The sequence below is a fragment of the Acinetobacter sp. YH12142 genome, assembly GCF_013418435.1.
GTDB lineage: Bacteria > Pseudomonadota > Gammaproteobacteria > Pseudomonadales > Moraxellaceae > Acinetobacter > Acinetobacter amyesii.
Window position 1 is genome coordinate 21,738 of the sequence record NZ_VPCB01000012.1, and the last position, 21,640, is coordinate 43,377.

Genomic DNA, 21,640 nt, shown 5'->3' on the forward strand with positions numbered 1-21,640 from the left:
CCACCTCTCGGTGGCGGGCTTTTTTTCATTTCTAGGTCAGTAAAAATTTTACTGATTTTTTCTTTTTACAAACATGAGGGACAACAATGCAACGTTATCCTATGACTCCCGAAGGCAAAATTGCCCTAGAGAAAGAATTACAGCAACTTAAAAGTGTTGATCGTCCACGTATTACTGCAGCAATTGCTGAAGCGCGTGAACATGGGGATTTGAAAGAAAACGCTGAATACCACGCTGCTCGCGAGCAACAAGGTTTCTGTGAAGGCCGTATCCAAGATATCGAAGGTAAATTGGGTGCTTGCCAAGTGATTGATGTTAAATCACTTGAGCAAAATGGCCGTGTGGTTTTCGGTGTGACTGTGACCATTGAGAACTTAGATACTGAAGAACAAAAGACTTATAAAATCGTTGGTGATGACGAAGCAGATTTTAAAATCAACAAAATCTCGGTGAATTCACCAATTGCTCGTGGTCTTTTGGGTAAAAATGAAGGCGACGATGTAAAAATCAACACACCACAAGGTGAAGTTGAGTACGAAGTTTCTAAAGTTGAATATCTTTAATTCATTAAGATAGCAATTTTAAGCCCCTCTTTTGAGGGGTTTTTTATAATCAGACAAATAATTATTATACCCCTGCTCTATCCTTCTTTTAATAATCCTGATGCAAAAAGTTGAAAGGCATGTAATGCTTCTGACAACACCTGCTCAGGATTCTTGCTAGAAGCCACCCAAAGCGCCGCATTCATGGCTGCTCCATTTAAAAATATGGCTGCCGCTTCAGAATTCACTGCTTTAATTCGGTCTGCTGCCAATAACTGTTCTACGCATTCACGTGTAGACTTCAAGCATTTGTTTTGACTCGGCCAATGCGCAGGATCACCCAATACCGCAGGTCCGTCGCGTAATACAATTCGCTGAAACTCAGGATTCAAGGCATTTTCAATATAGGTTTTCCCCTCAAGCATCAACCCCTCCCAAAGATCTTCGGGTTGCTCCAGATACTTCTGGGCAGATAAAGCCATTTCTGAATCAATTTGATTAACCACAGCAGCAAATAAGCCCTTTTTATCGCCAAAATGATGGTACAGCGCACCACGGGTCAGCCCTGCTTCTGCCGTGAGTTTATCCATTGAGGTGTCTGCATAGCCATACTCAGCAAACGTACGGCGTGCCACTTCAATCAGTTTCTTGCGGGTTGCCGCCATTTTTTTTTCACGAACAGACATTGCTTTGATTACCTCATCATCACAAAAAATTTTAATTGACATACCAGGCGTATGTCAATTATGTTGACATACGCCTGGTATGTCAAAAATAAAGCTGCTTTCCCCCCCACTTTTAAAACCAGATATTGAATGAGAATAAACATGACTAGAATTGCAATATTTCCCCAAGATCGCCATGCCTTGTATGAACAGCATGGTTACTCTGCTGCTATTAAATCGGAAAATTTACTCTTTGTATCAGGCCAGGTCGGTAGCCGTGAAGATGGCAGTCCTGAACCTGATTTTGAGAAACAGGTAAAACTAGCATTCCAGAATCTTAGCCATACTCTCGCTGCGGCAGGCTGTACTTTCGATGAAATTGTCGATGTCACCACCTTCCATACAAACCCTGAACAGCAATTTGAAGTCATCATGAAAGTTAAAAATGAGGTGTTTACACAAAAGCCTTATCCAAACTGGACAGCAATAGGTGTTAATTGGCTTGCAGGTTTTGATTTTGAAATTAAAGTCATTGCTCGGATCCCAAACCTCCCTACAAACACTTCGGTCTAGCGATTGATTTTTAATAGGGATGAACGACGCATGACATCAGTTCAATTGGTTATAATGGTTTACCCTTTTTAAGTTGTACTGTTTATGTCTGAAAAATTGATTAATTCACCTGTCAATCATTGGTGTGAGTTTGAGTTCATCTCTAAAACAGTGAAGAACCCAAATATTCACATCAAAGGTAATTATTCATATTATTCTGCATATTGGGATCAGGGTTTTGAGCGCTGTGTGGTGCGTTATCTACACGATAAACCTGCAACAGCTGAAAAGCCGATAGACCAGTTACATATCGGTAATTTTGTCTGTTTTGGCGCAGAATGCGTGATTATGATGGGCGGTAACCAACTCCACCGCACAGACTGGATTTCGGCATTTCCGTTTGATACACGGAGTTTTGTCCCTGCGGGTGACACAATCATTGGTGATGGCTGCTGGATCGGCTCACGTGCGATGATTATGCAAGGTGTTATACTCGGTGAAGGTGCTGTAGTAGCTACTGGTGCGGTGGTGACTAAAGATGTGCCACCTTATGCTGTTGTCGGCGGAGTCCCTGCTAAAGTAATTAAATATCGCTTTCCTGAAGAAGATATCAAAAAACTACTTTCCCTTAAGCTCTATGACTTAGATGAAAAGCAGTTTTTAAATATGCGGGAACAGTTGCAGACTGATGATGTAGAACTATTGATAAATTATTTTAAGATTGATTAATCCTCTAGCCATACACTGTTTTCGATATAGTTAAAGTATTGCTGCTGGAATAAATGATATTGCATTTCTTCTGACGGCTTAAATGCATATTTATTTAAAAACTTAGTATATTCTATTTCATAAGTATTATGCTGATAGCGGGTACGTAAGTCTTCCATCGCACTTACGTGTTCAAGATAATCATTAATTATCAATAACTCAACATTAAACTCTTTCTCAACTATTTCTTTAAAGTTTTCTATATTAAAATGAGCCATATTTAGACCAGAAACATTTTCATTACCTTGCTTCATTTTCATTATTAACACAGCAATGCGTTCCATATCATGCAATAAATCCCTTGCCCCTTTAATTACTCCCAAAGCGATAAAAATATTATTTTCTAATTTTTCTTTTTTTAATAAAGCATAAAGATTAATTTTCCTCTTAAGTTCCCGTGTGGATATATCTTTACTAATACTAAGTAGCACGACTAAAGCAATATCTACGGACTCTTCTCCCACCAATTTTAATAATTTTGAAATTACTTCTAAATTAGATTTATTTTTATCCAGAATATTTACTTGATTTCTCAAGGGAATCTCAAAGTCGATAAATTTTTCTAAATATATTTTCGAACTCTCATTGTCATATCCATAAATATGCTGAATACCATTTATAAGTTGGTTTTTATTCATTACCAATACAAAAACTATTTTTCTAATATCAAAAAAGTGTTTGATCCTCTCAATTAAACGTATTGCAAAATCAGGGCGGCATCGATCCAATTCATCAATAATAAAGACTAAAGGCTTATCTAAATTTTCTGCTAACTGTGCCAATGTTGCTTTAAAAGCAATTATGGAGTTTTTCTCTTCTTCATAACTATCAATCTTAGCTTGAATTGCCTCAGTAACTTTTTCTCCAATATTTTCTGTTACTTTATCAATTGCATCATCAAGTTTATCTGTAATTTTCTCGCTATCAATTTTAATCAGTGGAATTAGCCCACCAGTTAAAGCACAGCTAATCATTGAAGCAATGAGTGTTGGAGCTAAGGTTAAAAGTCCTTGTTGCATAACTGCTGCTGCTTTCTTAAATTTATGCACTAAGGGCTTATTTTCGGCTGTTTTATCTAACTTTGAAGCAATTTCAGATGCAATAACCAAAAAAGGATCTTCCAAATAATCATTTGCAAACGCATCCAAATAAATCACGTTATGCTGAGTATCATCTAAATGTTTCGCCCAGTTACGAACAAACCACGTTTTACCCTCACCCCATCGTGCATCCAAAGCAAGAACAGCACCGCAGTTTAAGCGATCAACATAACTTGTAAGCTGCTCTCCTAAACGACGGCGATGCCAAAGATCACCTTCCCATGCAGTTTCAATATTCTCAAAATTATCTTTAGGCCAGTTTAATTGGTTATCCATCATTTCTATTTATATTCATCAAGTTAACTATGTATTGAGTATAGCAGTAGCGCTATAAATTAACATTTAACCCATGAGCATCTCGTAACTTGTCATAGCCTTTTCCTCAAATTCAGACTATAAAGAACTCATAAAATAAAAAGACCCACTTTCAGGATGAATGATGACGAGAACCACTCAATTCTCAGGCATATTTATACTTGCCCTGCTGGCAGCAGTCGTCGCAACTTTTTGCGATGCGATTCATGTCTATACAAAAACACTTAGTTATCCCAACCCATTATTTTTCCATCAGGCTTGGTGGGTATTCCCCGGCTTTTTTATTGCCTTTGCCTTCATGGCATTTAGCTATATTCAACTTACACAACTACTTAAACATTATGTGATGACTCAGCTCAGTTGCCATCATGACGGCACTGCGCCTCTCGTCGAGAGCCTAATACTATTTGCCATCGTCTACATACTCAGCGGATTTGGCAATTTTCATCCCGAAGCACTTTGTTGGATTTTTTACATTAGCTTTTTTATTCGCTGGTTATTTAGCTATGAGCGTACATGGCTACTGATATTAGCCATCATGCTTGCTTTTGGTGGTATGTTCTTTGAAGGACTATTGGCTCAGTTTGCTTTAGTTAAATATCGCCATGAAGATATTTATAATGTGCCGTATTGGCTAGGTGGCGTATATATGCATGGCGCATTTGCCTTACGTGCAGGTATGCGTCGTTTTGTCTATCGATGATATTTAAGATCTGATGTTACGCCTTTAAAATAATGACGTATTTTTTTAAAAAATGATTTTTAAGCCTATTCGACGGAGTCTTACATCTAGGGTTTAAATAAAGGGATTAGCCTTCAGCTGGAGGTACTCTTACGAAACGTTGTTTCTCATTCGGCAAAATGAGAAGCGTGCTTCGCAAGGAAACCATATTGCGGTGCAATGCACCTCACCGACAAAACTCGTTCACTAACGTCAAATTATTCAAAGTATCGCAAAAAATATTTTTGAATAGATATAGTCTTGTCTCAAACACTTGCGGATGACCTTACCGCGTATCGTTCTTTTATTTGAATCAAATAGCGCTTCTGATATTACTGCTTAACATCAGTTATGATGATAAAACTTTCGATTTTAAAACGTCGAAACAAAAAAAGACCACTCAATCGGAGTGGTCTTTTTTTGAATATGGTGGCTATGACGAGACTTGAACTTGTGACCCCCGCATTATGAGTGCGGTGCTCTAACCAACTGAGCTACATAGCCTTAAACTGTGCGCGCATTATGGAGGGATATTTAAATATCGTCAAGCCCATAATGCGCGTATTTGATCAAAATTTGTTGAAGTGAACCGATAAGCCGGGTTCTGTCGAGGACGATCATTCCTCTAGGCGTACAATCACTCATACGCTCAAGCGACCTACCCGGATCCAGCATGGGCCATGCCTAAAGGATCCCTATTTGGTCTTGCTTCCGGTGGGGTTTACCATGCCGTGAACTGTTACCAGACACGCGGTGCGCTCTTACCGCACCCTTTCACCCTTACCTCCGATTTCGATTACTCGAAACCATAATGAAGGCGGTCTACTCTCTGCTGCACTTTCCGTCGGCTCACACCGCCCAGGCGTTACCTGGCACCTTGCCCTATGAAGCCCGGACTTTCCTCCCCTGCTTTAGTCACGGAGACCTATACACAGCAGCGATCGTCTGGTTCACTTCGGGGCGCATTCTAACAAATCTGACAACTAATTGCTTAATGTTTTTTGAGCAGTTAGTTTTTCGTACTTTTGTTGAAGCTGTTCCTGAGTTTCAGGATGTGCCGGATCCAATGGAATACAATCCACTGGACAGAACAACTGACATTGCGGTTTATCGTGATGCCCAACGCATTCCGTACACAAATCAGGGTTAATCTCATAAATGAGTTCCCCCATGAAAATCGCCTCATTGGGGCATACAGGTTCACAGACATCGCAGTTGATGCATTCATCAGTGATATATAAAGACACTCTACCAACCTTGCTGTTGTTTACGCTTAAAGGCTTCCACGACAGCTTGTGGTACAAACTGAGTGACATCACCATTTAAACGTGCAATTTCACGCACGAGCGTAGATGAAATAAACGAATATTGCTCTGATGGGGTTAAGAATACCGCTTCAAATTTACTGTCCAAACGGCGATTCATATTTGCCAATTGGAATTCATATTCAAAATCTGAAACTGCACGTAAACCACGTAATACGGCTGTTGCTTTTTGCTCGTTAAAGAAATTCACCAACAGCCCATCAAAACCTACAAACTCAACATTTGACAAATGACTTAAAGACTCTTGCGCTAGTGCAACACGCTCTTCCAGACTAAACACAGGGTTTTTGTGATGTCCAATTGCAATTGCCACGACAACTTCGTCAAACATGCGTGATGCACGTGTCACTAAGTCGATATGACCATTAGTAATTGGATCGAATGTGCCCGGATAAATTACACGAGTTTTAGACATCCAGTTGTACTCTGTTATTTTGTAGATGGGTATTTTAACAAAATCTTGATTTATAGGTGAAGTCAGCTTGTAAATTTAAAAACTTCATCTTATTCAAAGTTCGGGTACAATAGTGCTAAGTTTGGAAGTTTTTGATTATGACGAAAGCAGTAGTTAAAAAAAATAGTAGCAGTACGATTGCCCTCAATAAACGTGCACGTCACGATTATTTCATTGAAGAAAAATTTGAAGCGGGTCTTTCATTACAAGGCTGGGAAGTCAAATCAATGCGCGCAGGTCGTATGACCATCGTAGAAAGCTATATTACGTTTAAAAATGGCGAAGCATTTTTATTCGGCGCTCAAGTGCAACCTTTACTGAGTGCTTCGACGCATGTGGTGCCTGAAGCGACTCGTACTCGTAAATTATTGCTGAACCGCCGTGAAATTGAAAAACTACAAGGTGCGATTAACCAAAAAGGTTATTCATGTGTGCCTTTGGCATGTTACTGGAAAGGTCCTCATGCCAAACTTGAAATTGCCCTAGTAAAAGGTAAGCAGCTTCACGACAAGCGTGCAACGGAAAAAGACCGTGATTGGCAGCGCGATAAAGCCCGTATTTTTCATAAATAAGGTCAATAAAAAAACCTCCAAAATGGAGGTTTTTTTTATTTTTAAATTGCAGATTTAGCAGAATTTCAACCCACCAAAACAGTTGGTCCGAACTTCCTGATTTCCCAAGACCTGATTTTTTAAAGTTAAATTGGCCGCACCTGCATTACTGAGGTTAATTGAACCGACATTTTTATAAATTGGCAGACCAAATGCTGCACCAACAGCAGAACCTAAGGGAATATAAATTGGTTCATTGGTTAAAATTTGCGATACTTTTTGAGCAACTTGTGGCAAGACGCCTGAGATATCCACTTCAGATGTTAGATTTAATTTGCCAATATTGATCGGGTCTTTAAATGACATCCACCAACCTGTACGTGCAATATCATCTGCATTGGCATCTGGCCAACTGATATCTTGAGATTGAAGCGATAAATAACCGGCTGTGCCATTTAATGGAATGTTATGAATCATATTTAAGGCTTGCTCAAAGGTAATGTTCATTTTCAAACCATCAATTGATGAGCCAGAATCCATAAAGAACTGCGCCCCTTCTACCCATAACAAATTACGGTCAAGTTTGACCTGTAAACTACCACTATCACGGTTGAGTTGAATCGACGGTACAGTCGCACTGATATTTTTGGCAACGGCTTGAGTTTGTCGTTTTCCGTTGATGGTAATTTCAGGGACGGTAAACGGCACATTCATTGAAGGAATTTTTAAACCCTTACTATTTTCAGGTTGGCTGACAAAGCTACGATCATTGTTCCAAATCGTATTAATCACCAAATTCCCCGATAAAATCTCGCTGCTACTATCACCAAAGAGCGCTGCTTGGGTCTTTGCTGTTCCCGTGGTCGGTGCAATTTTCATATAACCACTCAGTGACTTAATCCCGTCTGTTGACGCACCTGTATTTTGAATACCTGTGGTCAATAAACCCGTAATAGATTCAGCACTGACACGAAAGCCTTTAACTTCTCGTAAAGCGGCTTGTTTTGGGTTTTTAATTGCAAATTCAATAAACGGATTTTTCAGTTCGGCACTTGTCGACGCTCGATCACCATTAAAGACGGGATTACCATTGGCATCGGTTGAAGTAGCATTACCACTCAGCGCTAGATGACGAATATCAATATCACAGCCATTTGACCCGTTTACCCCACCACAGCCGAGTTGCAAACTTTTGACATTGACGTTCAGATCCATAACCGCATCTAAACTGAGTTTGTAGAAACCAATATTTTCATCGACCATTTGTTGGTTGACTAAAACAGGATCGGTATAGGACATATTCATCAATGCAGCACCATTGATGGCAGATAATTCTTCATCGGCTAATCCCACCAAGCCTTCTGCTGCAAAAACAACGTCAGAAACACATAAGGTCAATGCCATTGCGACTATTGTTTTTTTTCACGATTATTTAATCCTTTTTAATATTTACCACTCATCCAGAGTGAAATTTATGAGAAGATTAAATCAATAGCTTTGGCGTAAATGAATAGCAATTTGTGACACGCATCACAACTCAATTATACAAAATGCCAATTTTCACGAATTTTAGGCCAATAAAAACCCCAGTAACATTTCCATCACTAGGGTTTTCAAAGATTTATAAATGATAGTTCAAACGATTTATTTACAAATTAATTAACTTTATTTAACAACAGTCCCAGATATTCACCAAACCAAATAGCGGTTTCTAAATCACCCGCAGGTGGCGTGACTTCAACAGGCGCATTATCCGATTGTGTCATTAAACCTAAAAAGCTCGACATCCGATTTAAATCTGTTGTGCTTCGTCCAGTTGGCATCAATGGAAGACCGCTCCACAACATGCCGTGCTGCATGGCGAATAAATTGATTTGCTGCAATACTGCCAATTTATCTCCACTTAAGCCGCCACCATTGGTAAAACCAGCGGCTAACTTGCCTTGCCATGTCCGTGCTAACCAGCGTTTAGATGATTGCTCCATGAATAATTTCATTGCCGCACTCATACTGCCCATATAGGTTGGGCATCCAAAAACGATGGCATCTGCACTGTCCAATTCGTCCCAATCCACATGCTCTACATTCATGAGATGGACTTTTACACCGGCTTTTTCTGCACCTTGTACAATGAAATTCGCCACTTTGGCAGTGTGCCCATAGGGACTGTGGTAAACAACAGCAAGAGATTTAGCAGTCAAAGACATAACATTTAAAAGTCGATAGATTCAGTCAAGTTTAGCATTTTCAAAGCATAAAGACGAATGTTGCCATACGTCCTGTTTTCGCTTCTCGGCGATAAGAAAAATATTCTTCAGCTTGCAAAAAGGTACATTGGTCGCCACCGGTTACAGCTTTAACCCCATGTAATGCAAGAATATAACGCGCTATCGCATAAAGATCAGCATAATATTTGCCTTCTTTTACACCAGCTTTAAATGCACTTTCAAGTTCTGGGTATTTGGAACAAAAGGCAGCTTTGACTTCTGCGCCAATTTCAAAACTCTCTTGGCAAATGGCTGCCCCCAACCAAGCCCATGTTGGCTGAGTGTGCATGGCTGCAATGGTGTTTTCCACAATACCATTTGCCAAGCCCTTCCAACCTGCATGCAGATTGGCAACTTCAGTCCCGTCAGCATTACCCAAAACCACGGGTAAGCAATCTGCGGTCATCATCATCAGGGCATGGTGTTTAGACTGCGTGACCATACCATCGCCTTCGGGTGCAACAAAGTTGATCTGTTCATCAATCCGATGGCATAGCGTACTGTGCGTTTGGTTCATCCAGCTGATTTTATTCACGCCATATTCAGCAAAGTCTTTGAGCAATTGCATCCGGTGCTTTTGCACACGCGCTGCATCATCTCCCACATGCAATGCCAGATTAAATCCTGTCAGTTCAGGTTGTTCAGCGGGTTGCGTCTGATCATGATGAACTCGAGTTTGTCCCACAAAAACACCCTGTGGAAGTCCCTGAACAAATTGCATGTTGCCGTCCTTTTCTATCTATGGCGTGTAAATCAGTTTAAAACTTAATAAGCTTTGTTTTCGCTACGTAATACTTCAACCAATTGATTAAAGTCTTCAGGCCATGGTGCTTCAAACATCATGTCTTCACCTGTACGTGGATGAACGAGACCCAATTTAACCGCATGTAAAGCCTGACGTTTAAAGCCACGTAAAGTGTCATCTAATAACATCGACGCGCCTGCAGGCATACGTACACGTGGTACATACACTTGATCGCCCACAAGACCATGACCGATATACGTGAAATGCACACGAATTTGATGGGTACGACCCGTTTCTAAACGTGCTTGAATGCGGGTAAAGTTTTGGAAACGTTCTTTCACATTATAGTGAGTCACCGCATCTTTACCGCCCGGCAAGACAGCCATTTTAATGCGATCGACAGGATGACGTTTAATTGGTTCATCGACTGTACCGCCAGCAATAATGTTGCCATATACAATCAAATCGTAAATACGGTAAACCGATTTCTTCGCCAATTGCTTACTTAAAGAAAATTGGGATTCGAGGTTTTTCGCCACAACCAACAGTCCTGAAGTGTCTTTATCGATACGATGCACCAAACCTGCACGGGTCAACTCTGAAGATTTTGGGTAGTGATGCAAAATTGCATTCACCAATGTTCCTGTACTGTTTCCAGCGCCCGGATGAACAACCATACCGACAGGTTTATTAATCACCATAATATCGTCATCTTCATAGACAATATTAAGTGGAATATCTTCAGGTAAGCTACGGGTTTGTGCTTCTAACTCGACGTCTAAAGTCAGTAACTCTGTTCCTTCGCATTTGTACTTTGGTTTCACAGTGTTACCATTGACCAACAAATGGCCCTCTTTGAGCCACTGTTTTAGCTTTTCACGAGAAAAATCAGTCCAAACCAGTGCTGAAACCTGATCAATACGTTGTCCTAAATAGCTTTCATCCAATTGAAATTGCAACGATAAACGTGTTGCAGTTGAGTCTGAAGTATGGTTATCTGCATCCTCAGAATCTTCAAGTAAATTGAAATCAGTTTCAGGGAAATTAGAATTGGAAGATTGTGCTTGACTCATTTGCTCATTCAGACAAAAGTGGTTTAATAGTTCAATTGTAGCTCATTGCCCGTATTAACAGAGGAATTTTTATGTCGCTACCAAAATATAAAATGACAATGCTTGCTCTAACAATAGGCATTGCATCGGCAATGGTAGGCTGTAGCAGTAATCCAAAGAAAGAAGTGGTCGACACAGGTCCACAATCAAGCGAACAGATTTATATCGAAAAAGCACAAAAAGCGCTTGAACGTAACCAATATACAGATGCAGCAAAACACCTTGAAGCTCTAGAGACCTACTACCCTACAGGTAACTATGCGCAGCAAGCACAACTTGAACTATTGTATGTAAAGTTTCAGCAAAAAGACTATGAAGGTGCGATTGCACTTGCAGACCGTTTTATTCGTATGAACCCACAACATCCGCAAGTTGATTATGCGTACTACGTGCGTGGTGTTTCAAACATGGAGCAAAACTACAATGGTTTGCTTCGCTATACTTCTTTAAAGCAATCGCACCGTGATGTGAGCTATCTCAAAGTGGCTTATCAAAACTTTGTCGACTTTATCCGTCGCTACCCATCGAGCGAATATGCAGTCGATGCCGCACAACGTATGAAGTTCATCAGTCAAGAATTGGCTGAAAGCGAAATGAATGCGGCACGTTTTAATGTGAAGCGTAAAGCATGGTTAGCTGCTGTTGAACGTTCACTTTGGGTGATCGAACATTATCCGCAAGCGCCACAAGTTCCAGAAGCTCTAGCGACTGTAGCCTATGGTTATGACAAACTTGGTGATAAAACCACGTCTCAGCAATACATTGAAGTACTTAAACTGAACTATCCAAAACTTGTGAAGTCAGACGGTACGGTCAATATGCGTGCTGCACGTAGTGAAGGCAGCTTCCTTAACCGTGCAACCTTAGGTATTTTCGGTAAAGAAGCACAAACGATGTCTGAGCAAACCTCTACAGACGCAGTTGAAACTGATGAAGAAAAACGCAGTTTAACCAATCGTTTAAGCTTTGGCTTATTGGATCGTCCTCATAGCGAAAAAACTGAGTCGTCAGAATCAGCTGAATAATATAGTCGCAACGAAGGTCGATTTTTCACAAAGGGCAAGTTAGAATACTTGCCCTTTTATCTTTTCAGGATCTACAGATTCGGTTAGATTAAAAGGTATACAATAGTTCGATGGACGATGCTGTACTGCATCCCCACTGAACTTACAGCATTGCTGATTTCAACATATTTCACGAACTGCCCAAATTCAATAGATAGACAGATAAAACAGCATGGCCATTCCTCAACATACAATTGATCAAATTTTAGATCGCACCGATATTGTCGATGTGATTGGTCAATTTGTGAAATTGAAAAAGACTGGACGCACCTACTCAGGATGCTGCCCATTCCATCAGGAAAAATCGCCATCTTTCCATGTCTATCGTGATAAACAATATTTTCACTGCTTTGGTTGTCAGGCCAATGGTAATGCCATCCGTTTTTTAATGGATATTGGTAGCCGTAACTTTATTGAAGTAATGAAGGATTTATCAAGCCAAACAGGTATTGAACTACCGAAAGACAATAACGATTCCAATAAACTCAAATATAAACGCGAATCTAAACCCAAAGCTGTACAAAAACCTGCAATCGAAACAAAAGCTCTGACGCCCCAAACAGGCGAAACACAGACTGCTCCTGCTGCAGTAAATTTCGAACACGACCCATTTGCTGAGTTTCAAAATAGCGAAGAAGCCTTTTATGGGAGCGATCCGTTTGCTCACTTTGACCAAGTTGCCAATGCTTTTGAAGATGTGCCGCAAGATGGAAACTTATATGACTTGCTGGAAAATGTCGCACAGTTTTATGAACAACAACTTCCGCTCAGTCCAATTGGGCAAGCTTATTTTAAACAACGGGGTCTCAGTGCAGACACCATCGCCTATTGGCGCTTAGGCTATGCCCCTGAAGATTGGCAACATTTAGAAAAAGCCTTTCCACAAGATATCGAAGGACTCAAACTTCTCGGTTTGATTCGAACCAGTGACAGTGGTCGTGACTTTGACCTACTGCGCGAGCGGGTGATTTTCCCGATTCGAGATGCGAAAGGTCGTGTGGTCGGTTTTGGTGGTCGTGCCCTAAATGATGAAATCAAACCGAAGTATATCAACTCTCCAGACTCTGAAGTTTTCCATAAAAACCAGTTACTTTATGGTTTATATGAAGGCCGTAAACAAAAAGCCCAAGACTGGTTAATGGTCGAAGGTTATATGGATGTCATTGCCCTTCAGCAATATGGCATTCATGGCGCTGTAGCAACTCTTGGGACAGCCAGTAATACAGAACATTTAAACATTTTATTTAAGCAAAATAGCCGTATTACCATTGCATTTGATGGTGATGCCGCGGGTCAAAAAGCAGCTCGTCGTACGCTTGAAATTGCCCTGCCATTACTGAATGATGGACGAGAACTTAAATTCTTTGTTTTGCCGAATGACCACGACCCAGATTCATTGATCCGTCGTGAAGGTATCGAAAATTTTCGACGTTTATTGGACACCTCACCGCTACTTTCTGAATTTGTTTTTGCACATTTAACGCAAAATCATAATGTTGCTTCGCCTGAAGGTAAAAGTCAGGTGATGGGTGAACTGAGACAACTGACTGAACTGTTACCGAAAGGTGGTTCATATCGTTATTTGCTACAACAATATTTCCGTGAAAAATTAGGGTTTAGCCGAAAGTGGCAGCCTCAAGTCAATAATGATGCGTCTCTGAGCTTTAGTACAAAAATTGATGCTGAAGAATATGTGATTGCGATTTTAATCAATCATCCTTATCTCTACATTCATTTTGAGCCTTTACGCGCCTTAGTTTCACAAGATCTCTTGCTTTATCACGTTTTAAATATTTTCAATGTGATTTTTGATGAATTGCCTGATGACCCAGAGTTATCGACCTATTATGTACTCGGTGCTTGCGCAGCACATCATCATGAATTACAACATATTTTAGAGCATGCCAATATCAGTGACTATACATCATCACCTGAACAAGCAGATAAACTCGCAGCAGATTTATCGACAAAATTGCAATATCAATTCTTACAACTCAAGATCAAGTCGAATAAGTTTTCTAGCCTTGCAGAAATGCGTAATTTAAAACAACGTATTTATGATATTGATAAAAAAAGATCGCTCACACTCCTTGAAGATTAAGTTTTAACTCATGTTACGACCGTAAAAAAATTACGCATTTTTAAAATGATTTTTAATTCTATTCGACGGAGTCCTGCCTCTAGGGATCGAATAAAGGGATTAGCCTTCGGCTGGAGGTACTTTTGTTTCGGCAAAAGTACCCAAAACCATTATCATCCGCAGAACTCGTTCATTAGCGTCAAATTATTGAAAATATCGCAAAAAACATTTTTGATTAGAAGTAGTCCTGTCTCAAACACTTGCGGATGACCTTACCGCGTATCGTTCTTTTATTTGAATCATATGGCGCTTATGATGTTACCTGCTTAACAACAGGTTTTAACTTCAAGTTCAAGCTGTGAACAACATACTATTCAATGAATCAGCTTATTTATTTCTTTGGTTTACGGCGATTTTCAGCCACATTAACTAAATCTTGCTCTATCATTTCAAAATATGCTGGGTCTTCCGCCATTGCTGCATTTCGCAGCACGATAGAAGTTGGATGCAGCAACTTTTGGGTTAAACGATGTGACATTTCTTGCATAATCTTCGCAGCATCTTCACCCTTTTGTAGACGATTCAAGGCCAAAGCCAGCTCTTCTTGACGTAATGACTCCCCATGTTCACGGTATGCATGAATTGTCGAGCCAGCCAAATTCACTTTTTGCTGTGTGATTAAATCTGTCGCAAGCTGATTGACCATCACTTCGGCTTCAACTGCCGCCTGACGACGCTGAGCCAAGTTTTCTTCTATGACTGTTTGCAGATCATCTACACCATATAAATAAACACCATCTAAACTTTCAACTTTGGCTTCAATATCACGGGGTACCGCCAAATCGACCAACAACATTTGTTTATAACGGCGTTTTTTCAATGCTGCTTTGACATCCGCAAAATAAATCACTTGATGCAAGCTTCCAGTACAACTTGAAATTACATCTGCGCGATGTAAATTGTCTGCCAAATCTGCAAAATCAATTATTTCAACTTCTACACGATGAGCAATCTCTTGGGATAAAGCTTCAGCACGGGCACGTGTACGGTTACAGATAATAATTCTACCCACACCCATTTCGGCCAAATGCTTCGCAACCAAGCTATTCATTTCACCAGCAGCAACAATCATGACCGTCAATTTTTCAGGTTGACTAAAGACCTGTAAAGCGAGCTGAGCAACAGCATAGCCCATCGATACCGCATGACTTCCGACTGCTGTTTCAGAACGCACTCGTTTTGCCGCATAAAAGGCATATTCAAAAATACGGTTTAAATTTGGGGAGACAGTTTCGGCATCTTTGGCTAATGACAAAGCCGTTTTAACTTGACCTAAGATTTGAGGCTCACCAAGCATGAGCGAATCCAAGCCGCTAGCCACACGCATGAGGTGTGTCACCGCCTGTGCATTTTCATAACGATACACATGATTTGACAATTGCTTTACATCGATACCATTTGATTGGGCGAGCCAATTCAATACCATGTCTGCATTTTCAGACATCGCATAGACTTCGGTACGATTACATGTAGACACCACCACCATGTCATTGAGTTCAGGCGTATGGCTTTGCTGTTCAAGCAGTGCAGTTAACTTTTCAGGGTTAAATGCAATCTGTTCACGCAGCTCTACAGAAGCGGTTTGATGGTTGACACCCAATGCAAAGAAAGACATATCAGATCATCATTTCGCTAAATTTATGCTATTGTGCAACATCGGTGTCATAAAAAGCATTACTTGGATCAAGAAAAATTGCGTCTAACAAATAGCCGACTGAACGGCCAGACAATAAAGCAGTATTCTACCACATTCTTACTTGTCGGTAGCATGGCTTCTACTGCCCCAATTCGGGCCGTGGGAGAAGTTTACCATGCAAATTCAGGATATGATGCAATTAAACAAAGTATGATTGCGGAATTTGCCTTAGCCTATAACGACATTCCAACCGCGCTTCATAACTACACCGTGCTTGCAATCAAAAGTAAATCCACCATGGTCAAACAACGTGCTTTAAACGTTGCAATTGAGCAAAATGATTTACAAGCAGCCTTAGATATTGCTACACATTGGGTTGTGCAAGAACCTGAAGATGTACCAGCATTATTTTATTTATCACATATTGCTTTGAAAGCCCATGAATATGAGCTTGCCGCCGAAACACTTGATAAAATTTTAACCATTGACCCAAATGCAGATTTAGAACAAATTTTGGCGGGTATTTCCCCTGAATCAGAGGAAGATCGCGCTTATCTGATTCAAGCACTGACCGCTAGCAAGGAAAAAACCAACCCTTCTATTTTGGTCTTAGTCGCAGGTTTACAAGCTCAAAATGGTGCCTTTGCTGATGCCTTAGACACCATTAATTTAGCACTGAAAAAACGCCCGAAAGTGACTGGCTATATCCTAATGAAAGCCAATTTACTTATGTCGTTAGGCGATGAAGAAGAAACCTTAAAATGGTTCGAAAAATCCAGCCGTAAACACCGCAACAATATGGAAGTTCGCTTAGCAGAAGCAAAATATTTAATTAAAATCAATCAGTCAGAATTAGGTCTAGAAAAACTCGAAGATATACTAAAGAAATGGCCATCTGCTGAAGAACCGCTATTTATGGCAGGTTTGACCAGTATTGACTTAGAGCTTTATGAAAAAGCCGAAAAGTATTTGGTGGAGTTACGTTATTCGAGCAAATACCAAAATGAAGCGTATTACTATCTCGCAGTAAATGCTGAACGCAAACAGCATTATGAAACGGCAAAAGCCTATTATCGCCTTGTTGATGGCAGTCTTTATACAGTTTCACGGCGCAATATGATCAGCATTTTTAGCCAGCAAAATAAGCTGCATGATGCACTGCGCTTTTTAACCCAAGAGCGGGTTAATTATCCTCAACATGCCAGTTTCTTATATCTTGCTCAGGCAGATATTTTAAAACGCATGAACAATAAAAAAGCAGCAGTCCGTTTGCTTGATGAAGCGGTAAAAAACTTGCCCGAAGATCCTGAGCTCATTTATGCCGAAGTTCTTCTGCTCGACGCCCATCAAGATAAAGATAGACTCGACCAATTACTAAAACAATTACTTGAAATTGAACCCAATAGCCCGACCTATTTAAATGCATATGCCTATACCTTGGCGGTACAAAATAGACGCTTAGATGAAGCCCGAAAATACGTCGAACATGCCTTAGAATATGCTCCTGAGCAAGCCTCAATTTTAGATACGTTCGGTTATATTTGTTATTTGCAAAATGATTTTAGTACCTCTGCATCGGTTTTGGCCAAAGCGTATGAACTGAGTAATAGTTTAAAAATTGGCATTCGCTATGCACGATCAGTCTTCATGCAAGGTGATATGAATAAATTTGACGCGTTGTTACAACAACTCCAACAAAAACATCCGAATGATCCGCAATTAGAGCAACTACATTCGTTATTGTTACCCCAACCCATGAAAAAGAGTTAGAAAGACTTTATGCAAGTATCTTCAAAATTTGGGGTATCTGCCCTGACCTGCTGCGCTTTATTTTTTACCGGTTGTCAGCAATATGTTAAAACACCCGATCAACCCAGCCCTGAAGAAGTCGCTGCAAATCAATTCAACTTACAAGGTAAGATTGGTGTGCGCACGCCACAACAGTCAGGAAGTGCTTTTTTTACTTGGGTTCAAGACCGCAATGAATATGACATCGAACTGAGTGGCATCTTGGGTGTTGGAAAAACTCAAATCAGCGGTAAACCCGGTCAAGTTCAGTTAAACAGTGCAAAAACCGGTTTAATTGAAGCAGAAACACCTGAAGAATTACTGGAACGTGCTACTGGTTGGCAAGCTCCCATTACCCACCTCGTCGACTGGGTACAGGCGCGCCCTGCAACCACACAAGCAAAAATTCAACGCGATACTGCACAGCGCCCACAACAGATTATTGAAGATGGTTGGACGGTTGACCTAAGCTATAACGAGACTGCGACGGTACCGAACAAGTTAATTTTAAAACAAGCACTTGAATCCGGTCAGGAAAACCGTATTACAATGGTGATTCAAAATCGTTAATTTGCCTAAAAGCTGAACTATGACTTCCATGATTCGTGTACCTTCTCCTGCAAAACTCAATTTGTTTTTGCACATTACTGGCCGACGTCCGAATGGATATCACGAATTACAAACGATTTTTCAGCTCATCGATTTATCTGATTGGATGGAATTTCATCCACGCGCAAATTCAGCTGATGAAGATTTTATTCAAATTGAGGGCTTAAACAGCGTCAATCTAGAGCAAAATTTAATTTATCGTGCTGCTCAAATACTCAAACCGTTTGCTAAAGCACTGACTGCACAAAAAATCCACATCGAAAAAAATATTCCGATGGGTGCAGGGCTCGGTGGTGGTTCATCCAATGCAGCAACAACCCTTATTGTGCTCAATCAACTGTGGAAATGTGGTCTAAATACTGAACAACTAGCAGAACTCGGCTTACAACTTGGGGCAGATGTTCCCGTGTTTGTACATGGTCTAAATGCATGGGCTGAAGGCATCGGTGAACACTTAACATTCATAGATTTAGCTCAAAAACAGTACATTGTGCTGAAACCTGACTGTTTTATCAGCACTCAACTGCTTTTTTCACAAAAAACGTTGACAAGAGACTCAAAGCCCACTAAATTTTGCGGCTATCAGGAAACGCCATCTGATTTTGGAAATAACTTTGAGCCTGTGGCACGAAGCTTATATCCCGAAGTCGATGAAGCAATGCAGTACTTAGATCAGTTCGGTGCCGCAAAGCTTACAGGTACAGGTGCTTGTGTATTTACTGAAGTAACTGAAAATATGAATATTGATGACATATTGAAAAATGCACCATGTAAATCTTACTTGGTTCGCAGTTTACAAGAATCACCATTACGTCATTTTGAAGTTTGATATAGGGGCGTCGCCAAGTGGTAAGGCACCGGGTTTTGATCTCGGCATCCGTTGGTTCGAATCCAGCCGCCCCTGCCATCATTTTTCACCTGTAGATGTAATTGCAGTAAAGTATTAGGGGCGTCGCCAAGTGGTAAGGCACCGGGTTTTGATCTCGGCATCCGTTGGTTCGAATCCAGCCGCCCCTGCCATTTACTTTATTCGCTATTTCATCAATTTAGGGGCGTCGCCAAGTGGTAAGGCACCGGGTTTTGATCTCGGCATCCGTTGGTTCGAATCCAGCCGCCCCTGCCATTTACTTCAAAAAAGACAGAGCATAATTTGCAGTATCTTTGTTGTTTCAACTTGACAAAATACCGCAAAAATATTAAAGTTCTGCCGCATTAGGGGCGTCGCCAAGTGGTAAGGCACCGGGTTTTGATCTCGGCATCCGTTGGTTCGAATCCAGCCGCCCCTGCCATCTAATTCCCTAATTTGCCAACCGCCAAGGGTGCTTCATGCCCAATCTTGTCGTTTTTAGTGGATCTGCACATCCACAATTCGCCCAAAAAGTCGTTAGCCACCTTCACATCCCTCTAGGTGCTGCATCTGTAGGTCAATTTTCTGACGGTGAAATCGCTGTCGAAATTACTGAAAATGTTCGTGGTAAAGACGTATTCATCGTACAACCAACTTGTGCCCCAACTAACGATAACCTTATGGAAATCTTAGTTATGGCTGATGCTTTGCGTCGTGCAAGTGCTGGTCGTATCACTGCTGTCATTCCTTACTTTGGTTATGCTCGTCAAGATCGTCGTCCACGTTCAAGCCGTGTGCCAATTACAGCAAAAGTTGTTGCAGATATGCTTACAACTGTTGGTATTGACCGCGTTGTCATGATCGACCTTCATGCTGACCAAATCCAAGGTTTCTTCGATATTCCTGTAGACAACATCTACGGTACTCCTGCGCTTTTAGCAGATCTTCGTCAACAGTCACACGACAACTTAATGGTTGTTTCTCCTGACGTTGGTGGTGTAGTACGTGCGCGTGCTGTTGCTAAGCAAATGGGTGATATCGATCTTGCGATCATCGACAAACGCCGTCAAAAAGCGAATGAATCTCAAGTAATGCACTTGATCGGTGACGTTAAAGGCCGTGACTGTGTCATCGTTGATGATATGGTGGATACAGCAGGTACATTGTGTAAAGCTGCTGACGCACTAAAAACTTTTGGTGCTCGCAAAGTTGTTGCTTACGCAACTCACCCAGTACTTTCTGGTAAAGCTTTAGAAAACTTGAAAAACTCTGTGATTGACGAATTGGTTGTAACAGACACCATTCCGCTTTCAGAAGAAGCTCAAGCTCTTGGTAAGATTCGCCAAGTTTCAGTTGCAAGTATGGTTGCTGAAACAATTCGTCGTATTAACAACGAAGAATCTATTAGCGCAATGTTCGATTCTTATCTATAATATAGCGCTAAATTTAAAAGCCCTGCCTTTTGGTGGGGCTTTCTATCACTAGACTGGTCGAAGGTCTAGTCAATTAAACTTAAATAGGAATGTCTATCATGGCAAACTTCGTATTAAATGCAGTAGCACGTGAAGAAGCAGTACAAGGGAAAGGTTCGAGCCGCCGCCTTCGTCTTCAAAATAAAGTACCAGCAATCATCTACGGTGGTGCAGCTGAACCTGTAGCAGTTACTTTAGAACTTCGCGAACTTGTTAAAGCTTTAGAAAGCAACGCGTTCTTTGAAGAAGTTGTTGAAATCAACATCGACGGTAAAGCTGAAAGCGTTAAAATCCAAGCTTTACAACGTCACCCAGCTAAAAACACTCCTATGCACGCTGACTTCAAACGCGCATAAGTGTTAAATGGTGTAAATGAGTGAGCAAACTTTCACTGATTGTTGGTTTGGGTAACCCAGGTTCTGAGTATGCCCAAACCCGCCATAATGCAGGCTTCTGGTTTGTAGAACGCCTTGCAGAACAATATGGCATCCAACTTAAAGCTGATCCTAAATATAAAGGCATCAGTGGTCGTGGTAATATCGAAGGTCAAGACGTTCGTCTGCTGTTACCCACAACCTTTATGAACCTCTCAGGTCAAAGTGTTGTTCCCTTCGCCAAATTCTATCAAATTGCTCCTGAAGCAATGCTTATCGCACACGATGAACTCGATATGAACCCGGGTGTCATTCGCCTGAAAACGGGCGGTGGTCATGGTGGTCATAATGGTTTACGCGATATCGTCCCGCATATTGGTCCAAATTTCCATCGTTTACGTATTGGTATTGGTCATCCTGGTTCTAAAGAACGTGTCTCAGGCCATGTTTTAGGTAAAGCACCAAGTAGTGAACAAGGTTTAATGGATGATGCAATTGCACATGCCTTATCACGTACTAAATTGTTGGTAAGTGGTGAGATTCAGCAAGCCATGAACCAGATCAATGCTTACAAATAGAACTGACAATTCCAC

22 protein-coding genes, 5 tRNA genes and 1 other RNA gene are annotated in these 21,640 nt (G+C 40.9%); 17 read left to right on the plus strand and 11 right to left on the minus strand.

The annotated features are described in order from the left end of the window. Positions 1-86 precede the first annotated feature (86 nt). Positions 87-563 (plus strand): transcription elongation factor GreA, encoded by a 477-nt coding sequence (gene greA, locus FTU77_RS10570; RefSeq protein ID WP_078191345.1) that lies wholly within the window; start codon positions 87-89, stop codon positions 561-563. Between the two features lie 77 nt (positions 564-640). Here greA and FTU77_RS10575 read toward each other — a convergent pair whose 3' ends face one another. Beyond that, complete coding sequence (locus tag FTU77_RS10575) at positions 641-1,228, minus strand: TetR/AcrR family transcriptional regulator (RefSeq protein WP_180021942.1); 588 nt, start codon at positions 1,226-1,228, stop codon at positions 641-643. A 141-nt stretch (positions 1,229-1,369) separates the two neighbouring features. Here FTU77_RS10575 and FTU77_RS10580 point away from each other — a divergent pair, with 141 nt between their 5' ends. After that, positions 1,370-1,780: a RidA family protein gene (locus FTU77_RS10580; RefSeq protein WP_180005422.1), complete on the plus strand. Its 411-nt coding sequence runs from the start codon at positions 1,370-1,372 to the stop codon at positions 1,778-1,780. An 84-nt stretch (positions 1,781-1,864) separates the two neighbouring features. After that, positions 1,865-2,488 (plus strand): CatB-related O-acetyltransferase, encoded by a 624-nt coding sequence (locus tag FTU77_RS10585; RefSeq protein WP_180055755.1) that lies wholly within the window; start codon positions 1,865-1,867, stop codon positions 2,486-2,488. Here FTU77_RS10585 and FTU77_RS10590 read toward each other — a convergent pair. Next, positions 2,485-3,906 carry a P-loop NTPase fold protein gene (locus FTU77_RS10590; RefSeq protein ID WP_180048746.1) on the minus strand — a complete coding sequence of 474 codons (1,422 nt, stop codon included), beginning with the start codon at positions 3,904-3,906 and terminating at the stop codon, positions 2,485-2,487. The genes FTU77_RS10585 and FTU77_RS10590 overlap by 4 nt on opposite strands. A 160-nt stretch (positions 3,907-4,066) precedes the next feature. Between FTU77_RS10590 and FTU77_RS10595 the strand changes: the two genes are divergently transcribed. Next, on the plus strand, positions 4,067-4,645 hold the full coding sequence (locus FTU77_RS10595) for a hypothetical protein (protein ID WP_180055756.1): 579 nt from the start codon (positions 4,067-4,069) through the stop codon (positions 4,643-4,645). Between the two features lie 445 nt (positions 4,646-5,090). On the opposite strand, the gene FTU77_RS10600 is transcribed toward FTU77_RS10595, so the two are convergent. The 4 genes from FTU77_RS10600 to coaD all read right to left on the minus strand — a co-directional run bounded on the left by FTU77_RS10600 (position 5,091) and on the right by coaD (position 6,403). Then, a tRNA-Met gene (locus FTU77_RS10600) sits at positions 5,091-5,167 on the minus strand. A gap of 73 nt (positions 5,168-5,240) precedes the next feature. Further along, an RNA gene (gene rnpB, locus FTU77_RS10605) (RNase P RNA component class A) lies at positions 5,241-5,620 on the minus strand. Between the two features lie 26 nt (positions 5,621-5,646). Further along, positions 5,647-5,910 (minus strand): YfhL family 4Fe-4S dicluster ferredoxin, encoded by a 264-nt coding sequence (locus tag FTU77_RS10610; protein ID WP_180055757.1) that lies wholly within the window; start codon positions 5,908-5,910, stop codon positions 5,647-5,649. Position 5,911: 1 nt separating this feature from the next. Beyond that, on the minus strand, positions 5,912-6,403 hold the full coding sequence (coaD, locus tag FTU77_RS10615; protein WP_078191350.1) for a pantetheine-phosphate adenylyltransferase: 492 nt from the start codon (positions 6,401-6,403) through the stop codon (positions 5,912-5,914). A gap of 137 nt (positions 6,404-6,540) precedes the next feature. Between coaD and smpB the strand changes: the two genes are divergently transcribed. Further along, positions 6,541-7,014: an SsrA-binding protein SmpB gene (gene smpB / locus FTU77_RS10620; RefSeq protein ID WP_078191351.1), complete on the plus strand. Its 474-nt coding sequence runs from the start codon at positions 6,541-6,543 to the stop codon at positions 7,012-7,014. 54 nt (positions 7,015-7,068) lie between these two features. On the opposite strand, the gene FTU77_RS10625 is transcribed toward smpB, so the two are convergent. The 4 genes from FTU77_RS10625 to rluD form a co-directional block, all read right to left on the minus strand. Then, positions 7,069-8,397, minus strand: a complete 1,329-nt coding sequence (locus FTU77_RS10625) for a hypothetical protein (protein WP_180055758.1) — start codon at positions 8,395-8,397, stop codon at positions 7,069-7,071. Between the two features lie 251 nt (positions 8,398-8,648). Continuing rightward, complete coding sequence (locus FTU77_RS10630; protein ID WP_078192171.1) at positions 8,649-9,200, minus strand: flavodoxin family protein; 552 nt, start codon at positions 9,198-9,200, stop codon at positions 8,649-8,651. 40 nt (positions 9,201-9,240) lie between these two features. Continuing rightward, on the minus strand, positions 9,241-9,981 hold the full coding sequence (pgeF, locus tag FTU77_RS10635; RefSeq protein WP_180055759.1) for a peptidoglycan editing factor PgeF: 741 nt from the start codon (positions 9,979-9,981) through the stop codon (positions 9,241-9,243). Positions 9,982-10,025: 44 nt separating this feature from the next. After that, positions 10,026-11,078 carry a 23S rRNA pseudouridine(1911/1915/1917) synthase RluD gene (rluD, locus tag FTU77_RS10640; RefSeq protein ID WP_180055760.1) on the minus strand — a complete coding sequence of 351 codons (1,053 nt, stop codon included), beginning with the start codon at positions 11,076-11,078 and terminating at the stop codon, positions 10,026-10,028. A 71-nt stretch (positions 11,079-11,149) separates the two neighbouring features. Here rluD and FTU77_RS10645 point away from each other — a divergent pair, with 71 nt between their 5' ends. Continuing rightward, positions 11,150-12,142 (plus strand): outer membrane protein assembly factor BamD, encoded by a 993-nt coding sequence (locus tag FTU77_RS10645; protein ID WP_180055761.1) that lies wholly within the window; start codon positions 11,150-11,152, stop codon positions 12,140-12,142. A gap of 211 nt (positions 12,143-12,353) precedes the next feature. Continuing rightward, on the plus strand, positions 12,354-14,282 hold the full coding sequence (locus FTU77_RS10650; protein WP_180055762.1) for a DNA primase: 1,929 nt from the start codon (positions 12,354-12,356) through the stop codon (positions 14,280-14,282). 370 nt (positions 14,283-14,652) lie between these two features. On the opposite strand, the gene hemA is transcribed toward FTU77_RS10650, so the two are convergent. Continuing rightward, positions 14,653-15,936: a glutamyl-tRNA reductase gene (hemA, locus tag FTU77_RS10655; RefSeq protein WP_078191358.1), complete on the minus strand. Its 1,284-nt coding sequence runs from the start codon at positions 15,934-15,936 to the stop codon at positions 14,653-14,655. Positions 15,937-16,014: 78 nt separating this feature from the next. On the opposite strand from hemA, the gene FTU77_RS10660 reads away from it, so the two are divergent. The 10 genes from FTU77_RS10660 to pth all read left to right on the plus strand — a co-directional run bounded on the left by FTU77_RS10660 (position 16,015) and on the right by pth (position 21,625). Beyond that, positions 16,015-17,727 carry a hypothetical protein gene (locus tag FTU77_RS10660; RefSeq protein ID WP_180005451.1) on the plus strand — a complete coding sequence of 571 codons (1,713 nt, stop codon included), beginning with the start codon at positions 16,015-16,017 and terminating at the stop codon, positions 17,725-17,727. A 9-nt stretch (positions 17,728-17,736) separates the two neighbouring features. After that, the gene (gene lolB, locus FTU77_RS10665; RefSeq protein WP_180005450.1) at positions 17,737-18,315 is read left to right on the plus strand and encodes a lipoprotein insertase outer membrane protein LolB; all 579 of its coding nucleotides are present in this window, start codon (positions 17,737-17,739) and stop codon (positions 18,313-18,315) included. A gap of 28 nt (positions 18,316-18,343) precedes the next feature. After that, entirely contained in the window at positions 18,344-19,183 is an 840-nt protein-coding gene (gene ispE, locus FTU77_RS10670; RefSeq protein ID WP_180055780.1) for a 4-(cytidine 5'-diphospho)-2-C-methyl-D-erythritol kinase, read from the plus strand. Between the two features lie 3 nt (positions 19,184-19,186). Next, positions 19,187-19,261: transfer RNA gene (locus tag FTU77_RS10675), tRNA-Gln, on the plus strand. 38 nt (positions 19,262-19,299) lie between these two features. After that, positions 19,300-19,374, plus strand: a tRNA-Gln gene (locus FTU77_RS10680). Between the two features lie 28 nt (positions 19,375-19,402). Continuing rightward, a tRNA-Gln gene (locus FTU77_RS10685) sits at positions 19,403-19,477 on the plus strand. A 91-nt stretch (positions 19,478-19,568) separates the two neighbouring features. Next, a tRNA-Gln gene (locus FTU77_RS10690) sits at positions 19,569-19,643 on the plus strand. 37 nt (positions 19,644-19,680) lie between these two features. Then, positions 19,681-20,634, plus strand: coding sequence for a ribose-phosphate pyrophosphokinase (locus FTU77_RS10695; protein WP_078191360.1), 954 nt, complete (start codon positions 19,681-19,683; stop codon positions 20,632-20,634). 98 nt (positions 20,635-20,732) lie between these two features. Continuing rightward, positions 20,733-21,029 carry a 50S ribosomal protein L25 gene (gene rplY, locus FTU77_RS10700; RefSeq protein WP_168378105.1) on the plus strand — a complete coding sequence of 99 codons (297 nt, stop codon included), beginning with the start codon at positions 20,733-20,735 and terminating at the stop codon, positions 21,027-21,029. A 20-nt stretch (positions 21,030-21,049) separates the two neighbouring features. Next, the gene (gene pth, locus FTU77_RS10705) at positions 21,050-21,625 is read left to right on the plus strand and encodes an aminoacyl-tRNA hydrolase (protein ID WP_168378106.1); all 576 of its coding nucleotides are present in this window, start codon (positions 21,050-21,052) and stop codon (positions 21,623-21,625) included. Positions 21,626-21,640: the final 15 nt, after the last annotated feature.